Raw genomic sequence first — 17,918 nt, 5'->3', positions numbered from 1 at the left:
GTCCGGTGGCGAGGGCCGTCACAGGATGGAGCCCGGCGTGTATCCGGCGGCCTCCGGGTGCTGCTTGGTGATCTCCTCGATGCGGGACACGAGGGCTGTCACCTGGTCGCCCGCAGCGCCCGTGAACGAGAGCTTGTCGGCCATGAGTTCGTCCAGCTGGACACGGTCCAGCGGAATGCGCTCGTCGGCGGCCAGCTTGTCCAGCAGCTCGTTGCGTTCCGTGCCCTGCTCGCGCATGGCCAGAGCGGAAGCCACCGCGTTCTCCTTGATGGCCTCGTGGGCCACCTCACGCCCGACACCCGCGCGCACCGCGCCCATCAGCACCTTGGTGGTGGCGAGGAACGGCAGGTAGCGGTCCAGTTCACGGGCGACGACTGCCGGGAAGGCACCGAACTCGTCGAGCACCGTCAGGAAGGTCTCCACCAGACCGTCGAACGCGAAGAACGCGTCCGGCAGGGCCACCCGGCGGACCACGGAGCACGACACGTCGCCCTCGTTCCACTGGTCGCCCGCCAGCTCGCCGGTCATCGACGCGTAACCGCGCAGGATCACCATCAGCCCGTTGACGCGCTCGCAGGAGCGGGTGTTCATCTTGTGCGGCATCGCGGACGAGCCGACCTGGCCGGGCTTGAAGCCCTCGGTCACCAGTTCGTGCCCGGCCATCAGCCGGATGGTCTTCGCGACCGAGGACGGTGCGGCGGCCAGTTGCACCAGTGCGGTCACCACGTCGTAGTCGAGCGAGCGCGGGTAGACCTGGCCGACCGAGGTGAAGGCCTGCGCGAAGCCCAGGTGGCCGGCGATGCGCTGCTCAAGGTCGGCCAGCTTGCCGGCATCGCCGCCCAGGAGGTCGAGCATGTCCTGAGCGGTGCCGACGGGCCCCTTGATACCGCGGAGCGGATAGCGGCCCAGCAGGTCCTCAAGGCGGCCGTAGGCGACCAGAAGCTCGTCGGCCGCTGTCGCGAAGCGCTTGCCGAGCGTCGTGGCCTGCGCGGCGACATTGTGGGAGCGGCCGGCGATGACCAGCTCGCGGTACTCGCCCGCGAGCCTGCCGAGCCGGGCCAGCACGGCAACGGTGCGGTCGCGCATCAGTTCCAGGGAGAGCCGGATCTGAAGCTGTTCGACATTCTCGGTGAGGTCCCGGGACGTCATGCCCTTGTGGACCTGCTCATGGCCGGCGAGAGCGTTGAACTCCTCGATGCGGGCCTTGACGTCATGCCGGGTGACCTTCTCGCGCTCGGCGATCGAGGCCAGGTCGACCTGGTCGAGGACGCGCTCGTAATCGGCGAGAGCGGCGTCGGGCACCTCGATCCCGAGGTCCTTCTGGGCGCGCAGCACCGCCAGCCACAGCTGACGTTCCAGCTTCACCTTCTGCTCGGGGGACCAAAGGACGGCCAGCTCCGTGGAGGCGTAGCGGCCGGCCAGGACATTGGGGATGCGAGGCTTCGCAGACACAGCAGTCACGTGTCGTGATTCTACTGGCGGTTTGTGCAGGTCGGCGCCGCGGCCCGGTTTGTGGGTTGCTACGAGTGCCCAGTCACGAGTGCCGGCTGTCTCCGTCGGTCACGAGTGTCAGGTGTCTCTGCCGCCCCCGCCCAGCCCTCGCCCCCGCGCAGCCCTCGCCCCGCGCAGCCCTCGTGCCCGCCTCGCCCCCGCCCGTGGCCGAGGGGCGATGACAGATCGGTGACAGTTGGCGTGCCGGACGGCTGGAGCGCCGACCTGCCCGAGCGGTTGCTACCGCTTGGCGGCCACGAATCCCCACTGGTCGACCGGCTCGCCGGTCACGGGCCCGTCGGGGCGCCAGAGGCTGATCGAGCCGAAGCCTGGCTCCACGAGGTCGAGTCCGTCCGCGAAGGTCGCCATGATCTCCTTGGGGCGCGAGATGTACGGCATGGCGCCCCCGCTGGCGTACTCGTCGGACCCCGCCCGGGTCTCCGGCGTCTCAACGGTGTCGCAGAGCATGAGCCAGCTTCCCGCAGGCAGTGCGTCCAGGTAGCTGCGGAGCAGCGCCGCAGCCTCGTCCGGGTCCGCCACGTGCCCCAGTGTCGAGAGCACCATCACGGCCACCGGTCGCTCCAGGTCCAGCGTCCGGGCGGCCTCGCGCAACACCGTCTGCGCGTCCGTGAGGTCCGCGTGCACATAGTCCGTAGCCCCTTCGGGCCGGCTGGACAGCAGGGCACGGGCGTGGGCCAGGACGATCGGGTCGTTGTCGACATAGACGACGCGTGCTGCAGGGACGACGCTCTGGGCGACCTCATGTGTCGCATTCGCCGTCGGCAGGCCGGTGCCGAGGTCCAGGAACTGCCGTACTCCCGCCTCGCCGGCCAGGTAGCGCACCGCTCGCGCCTGGAATGCCCGGGAGGCGCGCGCTATTTCGGTGATCTGCGGGTACAGCTCTTCCACCGTCGCCCCGAGCCGACGGTCCGCCTCGAAGTTGTCCTTGCCGCCCAGCCAGTAGTTCCACACCCGTGCCGAATGCGGCGTGCCTGTGTCGATCCCGTCCACCGCTGTCCGGCTGTCCCGCTCGTCAGCCATCCGTCATCCACCCTCTTCACGTCGCTCAGCCTGTGCACGGACGCTCTCCGTACCGCGCACGGCCATGCTTCCCCACCGGCCCCGTCCACACCAGCCTGTCCGAGGAGCAACTCCCTTACCAGGAAGGGGGGTAGAGCCTGGCGCGCAGCGGTCCGGAAGAGCGCGAAGAGGGCGGGAGGCTAGTCGCCGGCGGCCACGCGGCGCCACGCGCCGACCGGGCCCGGAGCAGCGGCATCGTCGGGGGTCACCCAGAAGGCCTGGCCCTGCTCGGCGCTGAACTGCGCTCCCGTCCGTCCGTCCCCCGACGAGCGGCCGGTCAGACGCCGCCCTATCCAGGGGAACAGGTGCTCACGGGCGAAGCGCAGATCGTCGACGCGCCGGGTGGCCCAGTGCGGCGGGGCGGATGCGGGCAGCAACGACTGCCAGTCGTTCTCCTGGGGCAGGCCCAGCGACTGCCAGACGGCCTCGGCCACCCTGCGATGTCCTTCGGCGGTCAGATGCAGCCGGTCGACATCCCACATCCGGGGGTCGCCCAGCGTCGGTGAGCCGTACAGATCGACGACCTCCGCGTCGTGCCGGGCGGCCAGCTCATCGACCAGGGAGAACAACTCCTCCATTCGCGGCCGGAACCGTTCCATCACCGGTCCGTTGCGCCCGGGGCTGCGCATCAGCACCAGCTTCTTGCATGACGGCGCGAGGCGCTCCACGGCCTCTTCCAGCCGTCCGCGGACCATACCCATGTCGCACTTGGGACGCAGGGTGTCGTTGAGACCGCCGACCAGCGTCACGACATCCGCCCGCAGGTCCGCGGCGACGTCCACCTGCTCGTCGACGATCTGGCCGATGAGCTTCCCGCGCACAGCGAGGTTGGCGTATCGGAATCCCGGAGTCCGGGCTGCGAGCCGGGTGGCGAGGACATCGGCCCAGCCCCGGTACGAACCGTCGGGCAGTCGGTCCGACATGCCCTCGGTGAACGAGTCGCCGACCGCGACGAGACTGGTGTAGGTGGCATTCATTTCCATGGCGATGCGATCGTATCGCGGGGCCGCCCGGCCCCTCCCGGATGTCCGGAGAAGGCGGGCTGGGGCCCGGGGAGGGGACAGGAGCGGCGGGCCCGAGCCAGGGCCTCTACCCGTACTCAGACCACGTAGCCCAGCCCCCAGCCCCAGAAACCCAGCCCCCAGCCCCAGAAACCCAGCCCCAGCCCCAGATCCAGCCCAGCCCCGCTCCAGACCGCCCGGCCCGCGCCTCCGAGATCAGCGGGACTGCGCTCGTCCCACAAGTTCCCGGAGCACGTCCTCCATCGTCACCATTCCGGCCAGCCGGTCGTCCTCGTCGACGACCGCCGCAAGGTGCGTACGGCTGCGCCGCAGCGCGGTCAGCACGTCGTCGAGAGGCGTGGACGCCCGTACCCGGGCGATCGGCCGCATCGCCGTCACCGGGAACGGCACATCGCGAGGCGTGGCGTCGAGGGCGTCCTTGACATGGAGGTAGCCCAGGATCCGCTGTTCGCTGTCCATCACCGGGAACCGTGAGAACCCGGTCTCGGACGAGAGCCGCTCCAGCTCCTCGGGAGTCGTACCGACCCTCGTGTACATCACCCGGTCCACCGGCAGCACCACATCGCGTACCGGGCGGCGGCCCAGCTCCAGCGCGTGGTGCAGCCGCTCCGCCGCCCGGTCGTCGACCAGTCCCGCATCCCCGGCATCCTTGACCAGACGGGCCAGCTCGTCGTCCGAGAAGGTGGCCGAGACCTCGTCCTTCGTCTCCACCCGCAGAAGTTTCAGCAGAGCGTTGGCGAAGGCGTTGATCGCGAAGATCACCGGACGCAGTGTTCGGGCCAGTGCCACCAGCGGCGGACCCAGCAGCAGCGCGGTCCGCACGGGCTCGGCGAGCGCGATGTTCTTCGGCACCATCTCGCCCAGCAGCATGTGCAGATACGTCGCCACGGACAGTGCGATCACGAACGAGATCGGATGGACCAGCCCGTGCGGCATGCCCACGGCGTCGAAGACCGGCTCCAGCAGATGGGCGATGGCCGGTTCCGCGACGATACCGAGGATCAGCGTGCAGAGGGTGATGCCCAGCTGCGCCGCGGCGAGCAGCGCGGAGACGTGCTCCAGGCCCCAGATGACGCTGCGGGCGCGCCGGTTCCCGTCCTCCGCCTGCGGTTCGATCTGGCTGCGCCGCACGGAGATCAAAGCGAACTCCGCACCGACGAAGAAGGCGTTCACGACCAGCGTCATCAGGCCGATGAAGAGCTGTACGGCGGTCATCGCTCGTCCTCCGACGGCTCGTCGGAGCCAGGCAGCGGTGCGTGCAGCAGCGCCCGCGCGGCGCGGCGCCCGGAGGCGTCCACCACGTCGAGCCGCCAGCCGGCGAACTCGACCGAATCACCCACGGCGGGGATCCGGCCCACCTCCGAGGCGATCAGCCCGGCAAGGGTCTCGTACGGTCCGTCCGGCACTCTCAGTCCGATCCTCTCCAACTGGTCGGTCCTGGCAGCGCCGTCGGCCGACCACAGGGTGCGTCCGTCGGCGTCCTCACCGGCGGGTGCGAGGTCCGGCGTCTCGTGCGGGTCGTGCTCGTCCCGCACCTCGCCCACTACCTCCTCGACGATGTCCTCCAGCGTGACGACCCCGGCCGTGCCGCCGTACTCATCGATGACGACCGCCATGGCGAGCTTGCCGGACAGCCGGTCCAGCAACCGGTCCACGGTCAGCGTCTCCGGTACGAGCAGCGGCTCGCGCAGCATGTCGGCGATCCGCTTACGGGGTCGCTGCTCGGCGGGGATCGCCAGTACGTCCTTGATGTGGGCGACGCCGACCACGGTGTCGAGGCTGCCCCGGTACACGGGGAACCGGGACAGTCCGGTCGCCCGGGTGGCGTTGGCGACGTCCTCCGCCGTGGCCCGCACCTCCAGTGCGGTGACCTGGACCCGCGGGGTCATCACGTTCTCCGCAGTGAGCGCCGACAGGTTGAGGGTGCGGACGAAGAGTTCGGCGGTGTCCGCCTCCAGGGCGCCGGCTTTTGCGGAGTGCCGGGCCAGGGCCACCAGCTCCTGAGGGCTGCGGGCCGTTGCCAGCTCCTCGGCGGGTTCGAGCCCGAAACGGCGCACGATCCGGTTGGCCGTGTTGTTGAGGTGGCTGATGAAGGGCCGGAAGAGGGCGGTGAAGACGCGCTGCGGGGTGGCCACGGTCTTCGCGACCGCCAGCGGCGAGGAGATCGCCCAGTTCTTCGGGACGAGTTCCCCGACGACCATCAGGAACACGGTGGACAGGGCCGTACCGATGACGAGCGCCACGGACGACGACACGCTGGACGACAGCCCGACGGCCTCGATCGGCCCCCGGATCAGTTTCGCGATCGAGGATTCGGAGAGCATGCCGACCACCAGATTGGTGACGGTGATGCCCAGCTGGGCCCCGGAGAGCTGGAAGGTGAGGCTGCGTACCGCCTTCATGGCGCTCGACGCGCCACGTTCACCCTGCTCCACGGCCCGTTCGAGCTGGCCGCGCTCGACCGTGGTCAGGGAGAACTCCGCCGCGACGAAGGCGCCGCAGGCAAGGGAGAGCAGTACCGCCACGAGCAGAAGAAGCACTTCGATCATCGGTTCACCTCCGTCCCATGATCGGGCAGGGACAGAGGGATCGCTCGGTATCGGCGATATCGGCTACTGGGAGGCTCGCCCATGGACGGACGCTCACACCTTTCGTATGGATCGGCAGGGGAGCACCCATGGTAAAGGATCGGCAAAGTTGCTTGCGGGGGCAGGGGAGAAGTGAAGGACGTGCGGAGGCCGTCGCCGACGGCTTTCGCACGCGTCACTCAGATCTCCGCCCTCAGCCCCGCAGCGGCTTCACCCAGCGCCGCCAGTGGTCCTCGCGGCGGTAGCCGGCCGCGTCCCAGGTGTGGTGTGCGGGCTCGTTGGCCTCCAGGACCATGGCGTCGACGCGTCGGCCGCCGAGTGCGGCGAACCGCTGCTCCGCCGCCTCCATCAGAGCGCCGGCGATGCCTTGTCGGCGGCAGTCCGGGGCCACGGCCAGCCGGTAGGCGGAGCACCGCCACCCGTCGAAACCGGCGATGACGGTTCCGACCAGAACCCCGTCACGCTCCGCGAGGAGCAGGGCTTCGGGGTCGCGTGCGACGAGACGTCCCACCCCGTCGTGGTCGTCGCTGATGCTCGTACCTTCTGCCGCCGCACGCCAGAATCGCAGCACGGCGTCGATGTCCGTGGGGGCGGCGCGGCGGATGTGGAGATCACTCATCGGGTGAGCCAAGCAGAATGCCGCTCCGTACGGCGAACGAATTCCGACCCGATCACGCGCCCCAGTGGCCCGCACCGGCCTCAGCGCAGGTGCACGGGCAGAGACTCGATGCCGTAGACGATCGACAGCTTGCGGAACGCGAGATCCTCCGGAGGCACGGCGAGCCGCATACCGGGAAACCGCCGGGCCAGGGCCGGGTAGGCGGAGCGCAGTTCCATCCGTGCCAGTTCGGCGCCTATGCACCGGTGGATGCCGTGGCCGAAGGCGAGATGCCCCGCGGGGGTGGTGCGGTGCGGGTCGAAGCGGCCGTCGTCCGTGACGTACGACTCGTCCCGGTTGGCACCGCTCAGGGAGCAGAGCACCATGTCCCCGCGCGGAATGACAACCCCGGCTATCTCGATGTCCTGCCGGGCGAACCGGGGAAAGGCGATCTGTACGGCGGAGAGGTAGCGCAGCACCTCTTCGACGAACGGGACGGTCATGGTGTCGTCCGTACGGAGCCGAGCGAGGACATCCTCGTTCTGGAGCAGTACGAGGGAGCCGAGCGCGATCGTGCTGGCCGTCGTCTCGAACCCGCCGGTGAGTACGCCGTCGGCGAGGCCGGCGAGTTCCTCGTCGTCGACGCTGTCGCCGTGCTCCCGCACGATCATGCCGAGCAGGCCGTCGCCCGGCTTCTTCCGCTGGGCCCTGACGACCTCCCTGAAGTACTCCAGCGATGCGGACATGGCGCCGAAGGGCGCGGTCGTTCCAGTGAAGAGGTCGAAGCGGTCCATGGCCAGCTGCTGGAAGTCGTCGCGGTCCTTGTACGGCACGCCGAGCAGTTCGCAGATGGTGAGGGAGGGGATGGGCAGCGCGAACTCGTGGACCAGGTCGACCGGGCCCCGCACGGCCTCCAGCGCGTCGAGGCGCTCCTCGACGATGGCGTCGATCCTGGGAGCCAGGCGGCGGAGCCGGCGCATCGTGAACTCAGGGGTGAGGATGCGGCGCAGCCGCGTGTGCACGGGCGGATCGTTGAACCCGAGTCCGCCGGGACTCTGCGTGGCGGCTATCCCGGCATTCGTGGCCAGGTGGGCGAAGTCCGTGCTGAATCCTTCGGCGGATCCGAGTACGGCCTTCGATTCCTCGTAGCCGGTGACCACCCAGGCGTCCATACCGAACGGCAGCGAGACCTTGGACACCGGAGCGTCCGCCCGCGTGCAGGCCAGTTGCCGGACCGGATCCAAGCCGTCCCTGCGCAGCAGCATCAGCAGCTCCTCGGGCAGCAGCCTGATCGTGGAGGACCCGATTCCGTGCTTCTGAATCCTGGCCAGATAACTGCGACCGAACCTGGCGGTGAGACGAGAACGGAACGTCGTACTCAATGTGCACTCCATGAGTCGTCGCGGGATCTGGACGGTTGGCACGCATTAGACGCCGTTCTGGTCCGACCGCGCTGACGTCGCCTGCCTGACCTGGAATTATGACTACTTGTTCTGACGAGGGGGAGATCGGGTGGGGTATCCGTCGGTCACCTTTCGACCGTAGGCGCGCGAGGGCACCGACGCCTGTGCCCGGCGGGCCCACGGGGATGAGTCCGGCCCGGCCCGCGCGGACAGGTCCGGCGGCCTGCGGAGGTGCGCCGGGCGGGCCGGGACGCGCCCCCCTCGGCCTGACTCCGCCGAGTGCGATCCGGCTTCCGTCAGGGGGTCCGGGGGCGTCCGCGCCCGTTCCCCTTGCCGATGCTAGCGATCCCGCGCTAGCGTGATGGGGTGCCCAAGACTCAGCTGAACGTTCGAGTGGACGAGGCGACCGCCGAGGCCGCGCGGCAGCGCGCGCTCCAGAGGGGGATGAGCGTGAACCGCTACATAGAAGAGCTCGTCAAACAGGATGCCGGCGAGGTCGGACACACCTTCGTCGAAGCAGCCGCCGACTTCATGAAGCAGTACGAATCGGTGTTCGCCGAGGAGTTCGGCCCGGAGCGCAAAGGTACCCGTTGAATCTCCGGATCCATCTTTCCTGGCTGCTCATGGTCGCGGAGCACAAGACGCCCGGCGACCCGCAGGTCACCGACTGGGGCGCCCTCGTCGCCGCCGTCGCCCGGCACGAGGCGGAGATCTTCGGCAGCCCCGTCTACAGCGACCCGCACTCCCGGGCCGCTTCACTGTTGCAGTTGCTGTTGCACGTGCCCGCGCTGGAACGGTCCAACGCGATGTTCGCCTCCGCCGTGGCCTACGGCTACCTCGTCGCGTCGGGGCTGAAGGTCATCACCTCGCCCGAGCAGGTGCGCGACCTGGCGTTGCTGGTCAAGGAGGGCAAGGCGGACGTCCGTGCCATCGCCGACGAACTACGCCAGTGGAGCCTGTGAGCGGCTGACTCCCTCCCCGTGACCGAACGCTCTCAGTGGGCCGCGGCCGCCCCCTCAGTCCCCTCCGGCCGCGCGCCGGGCCGCCGGGCAATTCCCAGCACGCAGGCGGACGTGGGGAGCCGGACACCGCTCTCGGGAACGCGGACGGCCCGATGCGTGTCCACCACGAACCCGGCCGCCTCGATCGCGGCCAACGCGTCACGTGAGGTGTGACAGCCACCGGTGAGCAGCGGCCACAAGGTGGCGTCCAGCACGCGCTGCGTGGCGGCCATGGCCCTGTCGTCGGCCCGTACGTGTTCGAAGAAGCGCAGCTCACCGCCCGGTCGCAGGACCCGCCGGGCCTCCGCGAGCGACCGCCGCACATCCCGTACGGTGCACAGCACCAAGGAGAGGACGGCGGCGTCGAACGTCTCGTCCCCCACCGGCAGGTTCTCCGCCGTACCCGGCATGACATCCACCGGGATTCCGGCGCCGAGCGCGGATCGTACCGCCAACTGCCGCAGCGTGCGCTCCGGTTCGATCGCCACCACCTCGGAGACCGACGGCGGGTAGTGGGTGAAGTTGAGCCCGTTGCCCGCCCCGATCTCGATGACCCGCCCGGTGAGCCCGGACAGCAGTTCCTTCCGCACCCTGGCGAGGCCTGCGGTGGTCTCCGCGGCCACACTCATCCGGGCGTAGCAGCGGGCGAAGACGGGATGGTGCACCGCGTCCTCGGGACTCCTCGTGCTCCGCAACCGCATGACGGACCTCCTCCATGACAGATCTCTGACAGATCTTTCGCGTGACGCGGTATGACGCGCTCTCTGACCGGCCTCTCGGCCCAGAGTGTCAGCCCGGCCTCTCCGTCCAGCGGGTCAGTCCGGCGGACGGACCCCACCCAACTGTGCGGCCAGCCAGCTTCCGGCGCGCGCACGGAACTCCGTCGGCCGCAGCGATCCCGCACCCGCCGGGATCACGCCCAGCAGCGGTGCCCCCGCGGCCACCGGGAGGTCCGTCAGATTGCAGCGCTCCGCCAGATCCGGTTCGGCGGGCATGCTGCCGACCACCACCCCGAGGCAGTCGAGTCCGCGGGCGCGCAGGGCCTCCGCGGTCAGGGCCGTGGAGTTGAGCGTGCCGAGGCCGGCGGGCGCCACCACCAGGACCGGTGCGGAAAGCAGCCGGGCCGCGTCCGCCAGGGTCGCCCCGTCGTCGTCGAACCGTACGAGCAGCCCGCCCGCGCCCTCGATCAGGACGAGATCGTGTTCGGCCGCCAGCTTCTCGGCTGCCTCGGCCACCTCGTACGGGCGCACCGGCGCGAGGCCGGCTCGTCTGGCGGCCGTGGCGGGCGCCAACGGTTCGGGGAATCGAGCCAGTTCGACGGCCGTCACATGGCTGCCGGCCAGCCGCACGACCTCGGCGGCGTCGCCCGGCTCGCCGGGCGACAGACCTGTCTGGGCCGGTTTGAGCACGGCCACGCGGCGGCCCGCCGAGGCCGCCGCCACGGCCGCGGTCACGATCGTCTTGCCGATCTCCGTGCCCGTACCCGTCACTACCAGAACGCTCATCTCAGCCCTCCCGCGCCGCCGCGCACACCGCGCGGCAGATCCGCGCCACGTCGTCGTCGCCGGTCACGTAGGGCGGCATGGTGTAGACGAGATCGCGGAACGGCCGCAGCCACACGCCCTCGCGCACCGCCGCCCGGGTCGCGGCCGCCATGTCCACCTCGTGATCGAGTTGTACGACGCCGATGGCGCCGAGCACCCGCACGTCCCGAACCCCGGGCAGGTCGGACGCGGCGGACAGTCCGTCGCGCAGACCCGCTTCGATCCGCTTGACCTCCTGTTCCCAGTCCTGGCCGAGCAGCAGGTCGATGGAGGCGCAGGCGACCGCAGAGGCGAGCGGATTGCCCATGAACGTGGGGCCGTGGGCGAGCACCGGCACCTCGCCGCGCGAGATGCCCTCGGCCACCGCGGTCGTGCACAGTGTCGCGGCCATCGTCAGATAGCCGCCGGTGAGGGCCTTGCCCACGCACATCACATCGGGTGAGACCCCGGCGTGTTCCGCGGCGAAGAGCTTTCCCGTACGGCCGAATCCGGTGGCGATCTCGTCGAACACCAGCAGCACGCCGGACGCGTCGCACGCCTCGCGCAGCACGCGCAGCCAGCCCGGCGAGTGGAACCGCATCCCGCCGGCCCCCTGCACCACCGGCTCCACGATCACCGCGGCCAGCTCGTCGGCGTGGTGCGCGATCAGTTCCCGCAGATGCGTCGCGTACGCGGCGTCCGGCTCCGTGTCGAAACCGGCCGGGGGCTCGTCCGCGAAGACCTGTTGCGGCAGCGCTCCCGACCACAGCTCGTGCATCCCGCCCTCGGGGTCGCACACCGACATGGGCTGCCAGGTGTCCCCGTGGTACCCGCCGCGCCAGGTCAGCAGCCGCTGCTTGGCGGGCCGGCCGGCCGAACGCCAGTACTGCAGGCACATCTTCACGGCGACCTCGACCGAGACCGAGCCGGAGTCGGCGAGGAAGACGTGCTGCAGGGGTTCCGGCGTGATCTCGACCAGCCGGGCCGCCAGCCGCACGGCGGGCTCATGGGTGAGCCCGCCGAACATCACATGGCTCATCCGGTCCAGCTGGCTGCGGGCCGCCTCGTTGAGCACGGGATGGTTGTAGCCGTGCACGGCCGACCACCAGGACGACATGCCGTCGACCAGCTCGTGGTGCCCCTGGGCCGGTTCGGCGAGCCGGAGCCGTACCCCGGACGCGGACTCCACGACCAGCGGCTCCTGCCGGCCCGGCATCGGGCCGTACGGGTGCCAGACGTGGGCCCGGTCCAGGGCGCGCAGATCCGCGGGGGAGAGCGGCTCAGGCATTGGGTGCGAGATCCGTCCCCGCGCCGCGACGGCGGACCGTCACCAGATCCGTGCGTGCCGCCGAGGCCTCCAAGGGTTCCGCGGGAGCGGCCTGCGCCTGCGCTTCGTCGCCGCAGGGCGCACAGCCGCCGGAGTGCGAACCGCACTCGTCCGCCTGCGAACCGCAGCTGCCTCCCGCATCCGCGCGGTGCCGGGGGAGCGTGGTCGTACCCGCACCCTCGACCTCGAAACCGGCGTCCGCGATCATGTCGAGGTCGGTCTGCCCGGCCTGGCCCTCGCTCGTCAGATAGTCGCCCAGGAAGATCGAGTTGACCAGGTGCAGGGCGAGCGGCTGCATCGAGCGCAGATGCACCTCACGCCCGCCCGCGAGCCGTACCTCCACGTCCGGGCAGACGAACCGCACCATCGCCAGGATCCGCAGGCAGCGCTGCGGAGTCAGGTTCCACTCCTTGGCGAGCGGGGTCCCCTCGAACGGGATCAGGAAGTTGACCGGTACCGAGTCCGGGTCCAGCTCGCGCAGCGCGAACACGACGTCGACCAGGTCGGAGTCGCTCTCACCCATTCCCGCGATCAGCCCCGAGCAGGCGGAGAGACCCGCCGCCTGTGCCTGGTGGACCGTCTCCACCCGGTCCGCGTAGGTGTGGGTGGTGGTGATCTCCCCGTACGTCCCCTCGGACGTGTTGAGGTTGTGGTTGTACGCGTCGGCCCCGGCCGACCGCAGCCGGCCGGCCTGCCCGTCGGAGAGCAGACCGAGGCAGGCGCAGACCTCGACGCCCTCGTTCTGCTCCTTGATCGCCTCGATGGTCTGCGACACCCGGTCCACGTCCCGGTCGGTCGGACCCCGGCCGCTGGCCACCAGACAGACGCGCTTGGCGCCGCCCGCCACCCCGGCGGCCGCCGCCTTCGACGCCTCGTCGGGCTTCAGCCAGGTGTACTTGAGGATCTCGGCCTTGGAACCCAGCCGCTGCGAACAGTACGAGCAGTCCTCGGGGCAGAGCCCCGATTTCAGATTGACCAGATAGTTCAGCTTCACGCGCCGCCCGAACCACTGGCGGCGTACCTTTCCGGCCGCGGCCACCACGTCGAGCAGATCGTCGTCCGGGGTCGCCAGTACGGCGAGCGCTTCTTCACGGGTCGGCAGCTCGCGCCGCAGCCCCTTGTCCGCCAGCGTGTTCAGGAGGTCCATGGCGATGATCCTGACGCACGGCACGCCCCGGAGCCAAGGAAGAACCGGACAACAGAGAGGCGCGAGGGTGTGTGCATGGCCACACCCTGCACGGCTTCGCCCCCGGTTAAGGTCTGTGAGTTGCCTACAAAAGGGACCGCACATGCCCTTCGCCCCGTTCGACTGGATCGACGACGAGGCGCGCCGCCGTGCGGACTCCGGACTCGTCCGGACGCTCCGGCCCCGGCCCGCCGAGACGGAACTGCTGGATCTCGCGAGCAACGACTACCTCGGCCTGACCAGGCACCCGGAGGTGACCGCGGCAGCGGCCGACGCGGCGCACCGCTGGGGTGCGGGGGCCACCGGATCCCGGCTGGTCACCGGTTCCACCGCACTGCACGCCGAACTCGAACGGGAATTGGCTGATTTCTGCGGTTTCGAGGCGGCCCTCGTACTGTCCTCCGGTTACGCGGCCAACCTCGCGGCCCTCACCGCCCTCACCGGGCGGGGTTCCCTGATCGTGTCGGACGCGGGCAATCACGCCTCGATCGTCGACGGCTGCCGGCTCTCCCGGGCCGAGACCGCCGTCGTGCCGCACGCCGACCCCGACGCCGTGCGCAAGAGCCTGCACGCGCACGGCGGCAGGGCGCTGGCGGTCACCGACTCGGTCTTCTCCGTCGACGGCGACGCCGCGCCGCTGGGCGCACTGGCGGAGGCCTGCCGTGACGAGGGCGCCGCGCTGCTCGTCGATGACGCGCACGGTCTGGGGGTGCTCGGGGACGGCGGTCGCGGCGCGCTCGCGGCCGCAGGACTCGCGGGCGGCGACGGGGTCGTCGCCACGCTCACCCTCTCCAAGTCCCTGGGCAGCCAGGGCGGCGCGGTCCTCGGCCCCGCCCGTGTCATCGACCACCTGGTCAACACCGCGCGCACGTTCATCTTCGACACCGGACTCGCCCCCGCCGCCGCCGGCGCCGCACTCGGCAGCCTGCGGCTGCTGCGCCGCGAACCGGAACGGGCGGGCCGGGCCCGTGCGGTGGCCACCGCGCTGTACGGACAGCTGACCGCGGCCGGTCTGACCGCTGTGCGGCCCGACGCGGCCGTGGTCTCGGTACGCGCGCCGTCGGCCGACGCCGCGGTCCGCTGGGCGGCCGACTGCCGGACGGCCGGTATGGCGGTCGGGTGCTTCCGGCCGCCCTCGGTGCCCGACGGCATCTCCCGGCTGCGGCTGACGGCACGCGCCGACCTGACGGACGAGCAGATCGCGACCGCGGTCGCGACCGTACGGCGGACCGCTCCGGACGCCTGAGACGGCACCGCCGTCGTCCGGCGCCGTGACCGGTCCGCCGCCGCGTCACCGGACCGAGCCGAGGCTCAGACCGGAGACGAAGGAGGTCCAGGCCGCTGACGAGAACTGGAGCGGTGGCCTGGACACGTCCTTGGAGTCGCGCACGGCCAGCCGCCTGCTGCCGAACGGCGCGGCTTCCACGCAGTTGTTCATTCCCGTGCTGCGGCTGCTGCGCCGCCAACGTAACGCGTGCTGTGCGAGGCAATCCGACATGACGCCCCCCTCGGGCAGTCCGTAGTTACTGACCGGCGCGGTCGATCGCGGCGATCAGGTCCAACGAGTGCTCCGGCGACAGCGCGTGCGCCTGCAGAGTGCGGAAGGCCGAGCTGTACGCCTCGAGGTCTTCTTTCCGCTCCAGGTAGAGGCTACTCGTCAAATGGTCAAGAACGACCACATCCAGATCAGAAGTGCTCGGAAATGAGAAGATAACGAAAGGTCCGGTGAGGCCGACATAGCCGCCGACCGTGAAGGGCAGCAACTGAAGTTGCACATGGGGTAGTTGAGCCAGCCGCACGAGATGGCGCAATTGCTCCCTCATCACCCGCGGGCCGCCGACCGCGCGCCTCAGCACCGCCTCGTCGAGCACCGCGCTCAGCCTCAGCGGCGGATCGCTCCGGAGCACCCCCTGCCGGGCCAGCCGCACCTCCACCAGCGAGTCCAGCTGGCCGGACGGCAGCCCGTCCAGCGCGGCCCGGGTCACCGCCCGCGCGTAGTCGGCGGTCTGCAACAGGCCCGGCACCACCGAGGTCTCCAGCGTGCGCGCGGTGCGCGCCTGTGACTCCAGGCTGATGAAGTCGCGGTACTGGGGCGGGATGAGGCCGCGGTAGGCATGCCACCAGCCCGCGCCACCCCCGCCCGCCGAACCGGCGAGCGCCTTCAGGACATCCCGCAACTGCGGGTCGTCCACTGCGTACGCGTCCAGCAGCCGGGTGACGTCCGCCGGCCGCACCCCACTGACACCCGTCTCGATCCGGCTCACCTTCGACTGGTGCCACCCGAGCAGTTGCGCGGCGTCCCGGCTGGTGAGCCCGGATGTATGGCGCAGACTCCGCAGCTCCTCCCCGAGCTTGCGGCGTCGCACCGCAGGACCGTGCTGCATGTGGTGCCTCCCTCCCACTCCCTGCCGAGCGGACAGTGTGCCGCTCCCGTACCGCGTCCAGCGAAGAGTTCACCGCTTTGAGCGACAGATATATGCATATCTTGGTGGATCGTCGTTACAGAGGGCAGCATCAGTGGCAATCTGGCGCGAAGCACAACACGGACCGATCGCGGGTCGGTTCCGGGTGGGAAAGGGGCGGCCGGCCATGGCGGACCATCAAGAGGCAAGCGTCACTCTGCCGAGCGAGCCGGTCTCGGTCTCCGCGGCCCGGAGGTATGTGGCCAGGGTGCTGGCCGAATGGGGACTGCCCGACGGGAACGAGGCCGCGGACACCATCCGGCTGATCGTCTCGGAGCTCGCGACCAACGCGGTCCAGCACACGTTCGGCCAGTCGCCCACCTTCACCGTGGACCTACGGCTGGAGCGCGAGGAACAGCTGTACCTCGGGGTGACGGACAGTCACCCCCGCTGGCCCCAGCGACTGCCCGCCGCCGTCCAGCAGGACAACGGGCGCGGCATGGTGATCATCCGCTCCCTGGCCAAGGAGTACGGTGGCCGGCTGACCGTCACACCCACCGCCGACGGCGGCAAGACCGTCTGGATCACCCTCCCCTGGAACGTCCCCGTCCAGGGCTGACCGGACCGGTGCCCCGCCGTCAGGGTCACTGCGGCGCGGCGGCCCGGCCGAATCCGCTGCGCAGCAGGGCCCGCAGGGTCGCCGCCGCGGCGCTCGACCGGTCACCGCGGTGCACCACCGAGATCGTCCGGCGGAACGCGGCGGGCTCCAGCCTCCGCACGGACAGCGGCGTCGGCGACATCGCCGCGACCATCTCGGGAACCACCGCGATGCCGATGCCCGCGCTGACCAGGGCGCACACCAGCGCGTAGCCGGGCGACTCGCAGACGACCGCCGGCAGGGCGCCCGCCGCGGCCAGCGCGTTCTCCACTCCGCGCCGCGGCGGATGCGTGGGCGCGCTGCTGATCAGTGGCCGGCCCGCCAGGTCCGTCACCGGAAGCCGCCCGCTGCCGTCGGCCAGGACCTGCCCGACAGCGGTGATCAGCACCAGTTCCTCGACCAGCAGGGGCTCGGCGCTGACGCCCGAGGGGAGCGGCGTCGCGGCGGCCGGTTCGTACGCGTGCGTCAGCGCGAGATCGACCTCGCCCGCCGCCACCGCCGCGACCCCGCCCGGCGGCTCGTACTCCGTGACGACCAGCTCCACGTCCGGATGTGCCCGGCGGAAGGCGCTCAGCACGGGAGGCAGCAGATGGATACCTGCCGTGGTGAAGGTGCCGACCCGCAGCCGTCCGCCGGAGAGCCCGGCCAGGCGGGCCAGCTCGTGGCGGGCCTGGTCCATCTCGTCCAGGACCCGTCGGGCCCGGCCGGCGAGCAGCTCGCCCGCGGCCGTGAGACGGGCGCCCCGGTGGTGCCGGACCAGCAGCGCGGCACCGGCCTCCCGCTCCAGCTTGGCGAGCTGCTGGGAGAGCGCGGGAGCGGTGTAGCCCAGGCGGGCGGCGGCCCGGGTGATCGAACCGGCCTCGGCGACCGCCACCAGTGCCGCGAGCCGTGTCGGGTCGTACATTAAGCATTCCTTTTGGCAGACCCACAAGATTGCAAGTACATGCTAAAGGCCGTTCGGGTCCAGGGTGGAGCCATGGACGCCCAACTGACTGCCTTCCTCGGAGTCGCCGCCGCCATGGTCGCGCTGCCCGGAGCTGATTTCACCGTCGTCGTGCGCAACGCCCTCGCCTCGCGGTCGGCGGGGGTGGCGACCGCGCTCGGTGTCGCCGGGGGCCTGCTCGTCCACACCGCGCTCGCCGTCGCCGGACTGGCCGCCGTACTGGTGGCGGTCCCGGTGCTGTTCCGTACGGTTCAGCTCCTCGGCGGGGCGTACGTGCTCTACCTGGGCATCAGCGCGCTGCGCACCGCCCTGCGCCGCGACGGGCGGGCGCACGCCGCCGAAGCCGCGGGGGAGCGGCCGGACGGCGGGCAGGCCGTCATCGGGACCCGACGCGCACTGCGCCAGGGCTTCCTGACCAACGCACTGAACCCCAAGGCGCCGGTGCTCTTCCTCAGCCTCCTTCCGCAGTTCGTCCCCACCGGGGCCGACCCGCTGCCCAGGACGCTGCTGCTGGCCGCGATCGTCGTGCTGCTCGCACTGGTCTGGTTCCCGGCCGTGGCGCTCCTGGTGGACCGCCTGGGCCGGTGGCTGCGCCGGCCGCGCACCGCCCGCGCGATCGAGGGCGGCAGCGGCGCGGCACTCACCGCACTCGGGGCTGTGCTGGTGACCGGTACCCTGCTGCGCTGACCTCAGGTG

Annotated in this window: 19 protein-coding genes; 5 read left to right on the top strand and 14 right to left on the bottom strand. The window is 70.8% G+C overall.

All coding sequences use genetic code 11. The features are described from left to right. Positions 1-18 precede the first annotated feature (18 nt). From purB to ACIQM0_RS10480, 7 genes are all read right to left on the bottom strand, one after another. On the bottom strand, positions 19-1,461 hold the full coding sequence (gene purB / locus ACIQM0_RS10510) for an adenylosuccinate lyase (protein ID WP_385027953.1): 1,443 nt from the start codon (positions 1,459-1,461) through the stop codon (positions 19-21). 270 nt (positions 1,462-1,731) lie between these two features. Beyond that, a complete protein-coding gene (locus ACIQM0_RS10505) occupies positions 1,732-2,532 on the bottom strand; it encodes an SAM-dependent methyltransferase (RefSeq protein ID WP_401285526.1) in 801 nt (266 codons plus the stop codon). Between the two features lie 179 nt (positions 2,533-2,711). Next, positions 2,712-3,554, bottom strand: coding sequence for an SGNH/GDSL hydrolase family protein (locus ACIQM0_RS10500; RefSeq protein ID WP_401285524.1), 843 nt, complete (start codon positions 3,552-3,554; stop codon positions 2,712-2,714). 234 nt (positions 3,555-3,788) lie between these two features. Further along, positions 3,789-4,808 (bottom strand): hemolysin family protein, encoded by a 1,020-nt coding sequence (locus tag ACIQM0_RS10495; RefSeq protein ID WP_363023660.1) that lies wholly within the window; start codon positions 4,806-4,808, stop codon positions 3,789-3,791. Continuing rightward, positions 4,805-6,142: a hemolysin family protein gene (locus ACIQM0_RS10490; RefSeq protein ID WP_385027965.1), complete on the bottom strand. Its 1,338-nt coding sequence runs from the start codon at positions 6,140-6,142 to the stop codon at positions 4,805-4,807. Before ACIQM0_RS10490 ends, ACIQM0_RS10495 begins: the two co-directional genes overlap by 4 nt. Before the next feature lie 232 nt (positions 6,143-6,374). Further along, complete coding sequence (locus ACIQM0_RS10485) at positions 6,375-6,800, bottom strand: GNAT family N-acetyltransferase (RefSeq protein ID WP_401285521.1); 426 nt, start codon at positions 6,798-6,800, stop codon at positions 6,375-6,377. Between the two features lie 80 nt (positions 6,801-6,880). Further along, a complete protein-coding gene (locus tag ACIQM0_RS10480; RefSeq protein ID WP_401285519.1) occupies positions 6,881-8,161 on the bottom strand; it encodes a cytochrome P450 in 1,281 nt (426 codons plus the stop codon). 387 nt (positions 8,162-8,548) lie between these two features. Between ACIQM0_RS10480 and ACIQM0_RS10475 the strand changes: the two genes are divergently transcribed. Both ACIQM0_RS10475 and ACIQM0_RS10470 read left to right on the top strand, forming a co-directional pair. After that, complete coding sequence (locus ACIQM0_RS10475; RefSeq protein WP_030921856.1) at positions 8,549-8,776, top strand: hypothetical protein; 228 nt, start codon at positions 8,549-8,551, stop codon at positions 8,774-8,776. After that, complete coding sequence (locus ACIQM0_RS10470) at positions 8,773-9,144, top strand: fic family toxin-antitoxin system, toxin component (protein WP_363023666.1); 372 nt, start codon at positions 8,773-8,775, stop codon at positions 9,142-9,144. The genes ACIQM0_RS10475 and ACIQM0_RS10470 overlap by 4 nt, the downstream gene beginning before the upstream one ends. A gap of 32 nt (positions 9,145-9,176) precedes the next feature. Here ACIQM0_RS10470 and ACIQM0_RS10465 read toward each other — a convergent pair whose 3' ends face one another. The 4 genes from ACIQM0_RS10465 to bioB form a co-directional block, all read right to left on the bottom strand. Further along, on the bottom strand, positions 9,177-9,884 hold the full coding sequence (locus ACIQM0_RS10465) for a class I SAM-dependent methyltransferase (protein WP_401285517.1): 708 nt from the start codon (positions 9,882-9,884) through the stop codon (positions 9,177-9,179). A 114-nt stretch (positions 9,885-9,998) separates the two neighbouring features. Continuing rightward, on the bottom strand, positions 9,999-10,688 hold the full coding sequence (gene bioD / locus ACIQM0_RS10460; RefSeq protein WP_401285515.1) for a dethiobiotin synthase: 690 nt from the start codon (positions 10,686-10,688) through the stop codon (positions 9,999-10,001). A gap of 1 nt (position 10,689) precedes the next feature. Next, entirely contained in the window at positions 10,690-11,994 is a 1,305-nt protein-coding gene (locus ACIQM0_RS10455; RefSeq protein ID WP_401285513.1) for an adenosylmethionine--8-amino-7-oxononanoate transaminase, read from the bottom strand. Further along, positions 11,987-13,180, bottom strand: a complete 1,194-nt coding sequence (bioB, locus tag ACIQM0_RS10450) for a biotin synthase BioB (RefSeq protein WP_401285511.1) — start codon at positions 13,178-13,180, stop codon at positions 11,987-11,989. Before bioB ends, ACIQM0_RS10455 begins: the two co-directional genes overlap by 8 nt. Positions 13,181-13,322: 142 nt before the next feature. On the opposite strand from bioB, the gene ACIQM0_RS10445 reads away from it, so the two are divergent. Further along, on the top strand, positions 13,323-14,465 hold the full coding sequence (locus ACIQM0_RS10445; RefSeq protein WP_401285509.1) for an 8-amino-7-oxononanoate synthase: 1,143 nt from the start codon (positions 13,323-13,325) through the stop codon (positions 14,463-14,465). A 45-nt stretch (positions 14,466-14,510) separates the two neighbouring features. Here ACIQM0_RS10445 and ACIQM0_RS10440 read toward each other — a convergent pair whose 3' ends face one another. Both ACIQM0_RS10440 and ACIQM0_RS10435 read right to left on the bottom strand, forming a co-directional pair. Next, the gene (locus ACIQM0_RS10440) at positions 14,511-14,717 is read right to left on the bottom strand and encodes a DUF397 domain-containing protein (protein WP_363023677.1); all 207 of its coding nucleotides are present in this window, start codon (positions 14,715-14,717) and stop codon (positions 14,511-14,513) included. Positions 14,718-14,742: 25 nt separating this feature from the next. Further along, positions 14,743-15,603: a helix-turn-helix domain-containing protein gene (locus ACIQM0_RS10435; RefSeq protein ID WP_401285506.1), complete on the bottom strand. Its 861-nt coding sequence runs from the start codon at positions 15,601-15,603 to the stop codon at positions 14,743-14,745. A 205-nt stretch (positions 15,604-15,808) separates the two neighbouring features. Between ACIQM0_RS10435 and ACIQM0_RS10430 the strand changes: the two genes are divergently transcribed. After that, entirely contained in the window at positions 15,809-16,240 is a 432-nt protein-coding gene (locus ACIQM0_RS10430) for an ATP-binding protein (RefSeq protein WP_401285504.1), read from the top strand. A gap of 25 nt (positions 16,241-16,265) precedes the next feature. Here the strand turns inward: ACIQM0_RS10430 and ACIQM0_RS10425 are convergent, their stop codons facing one another. Next, positions 16,266-17,183: a LysR family transcriptional regulator gene (locus ACIQM0_RS10425; RefSeq protein ID WP_401285502.1), complete on the bottom strand. Its 918-nt coding sequence runs from the start codon at positions 17,181-17,183 to the stop codon at positions 16,266-16,268. Positions 17,184-17,255: 72 nt separating this feature from the next. Here ACIQM0_RS10425 and ACIQM0_RS10420 point away from each other — a divergent pair, with 72 nt between their 5' ends. Then, the gene (locus tag ACIQM0_RS10420; protein ID WP_401285500.1) at positions 17,256-17,909 is read left to right on the top strand and encodes a LysE family translocator; all 654 of its coding nucleotides are present in this window, start codon (positions 17,256-17,258) and stop codon (positions 17,907-17,909) included. Positions 17,910-17,918 lie beyond the last annotated feature (9 nt).

The sequence above is a fragment of the Streptomyces sp. NPDC091387 genome, assembly GCF_044756945.1.
Taxonomy (GTDB): Bacteria; Actinomycetota; Actinomycetes; order Streptomycetales; family Streptomycetaceae; genus Streptomyces.
The sequence above is the reverse complement of the archived record's forward strand: the minus strand, read 5'-3'. Positions and strand labels throughout refer to the sequence as shown.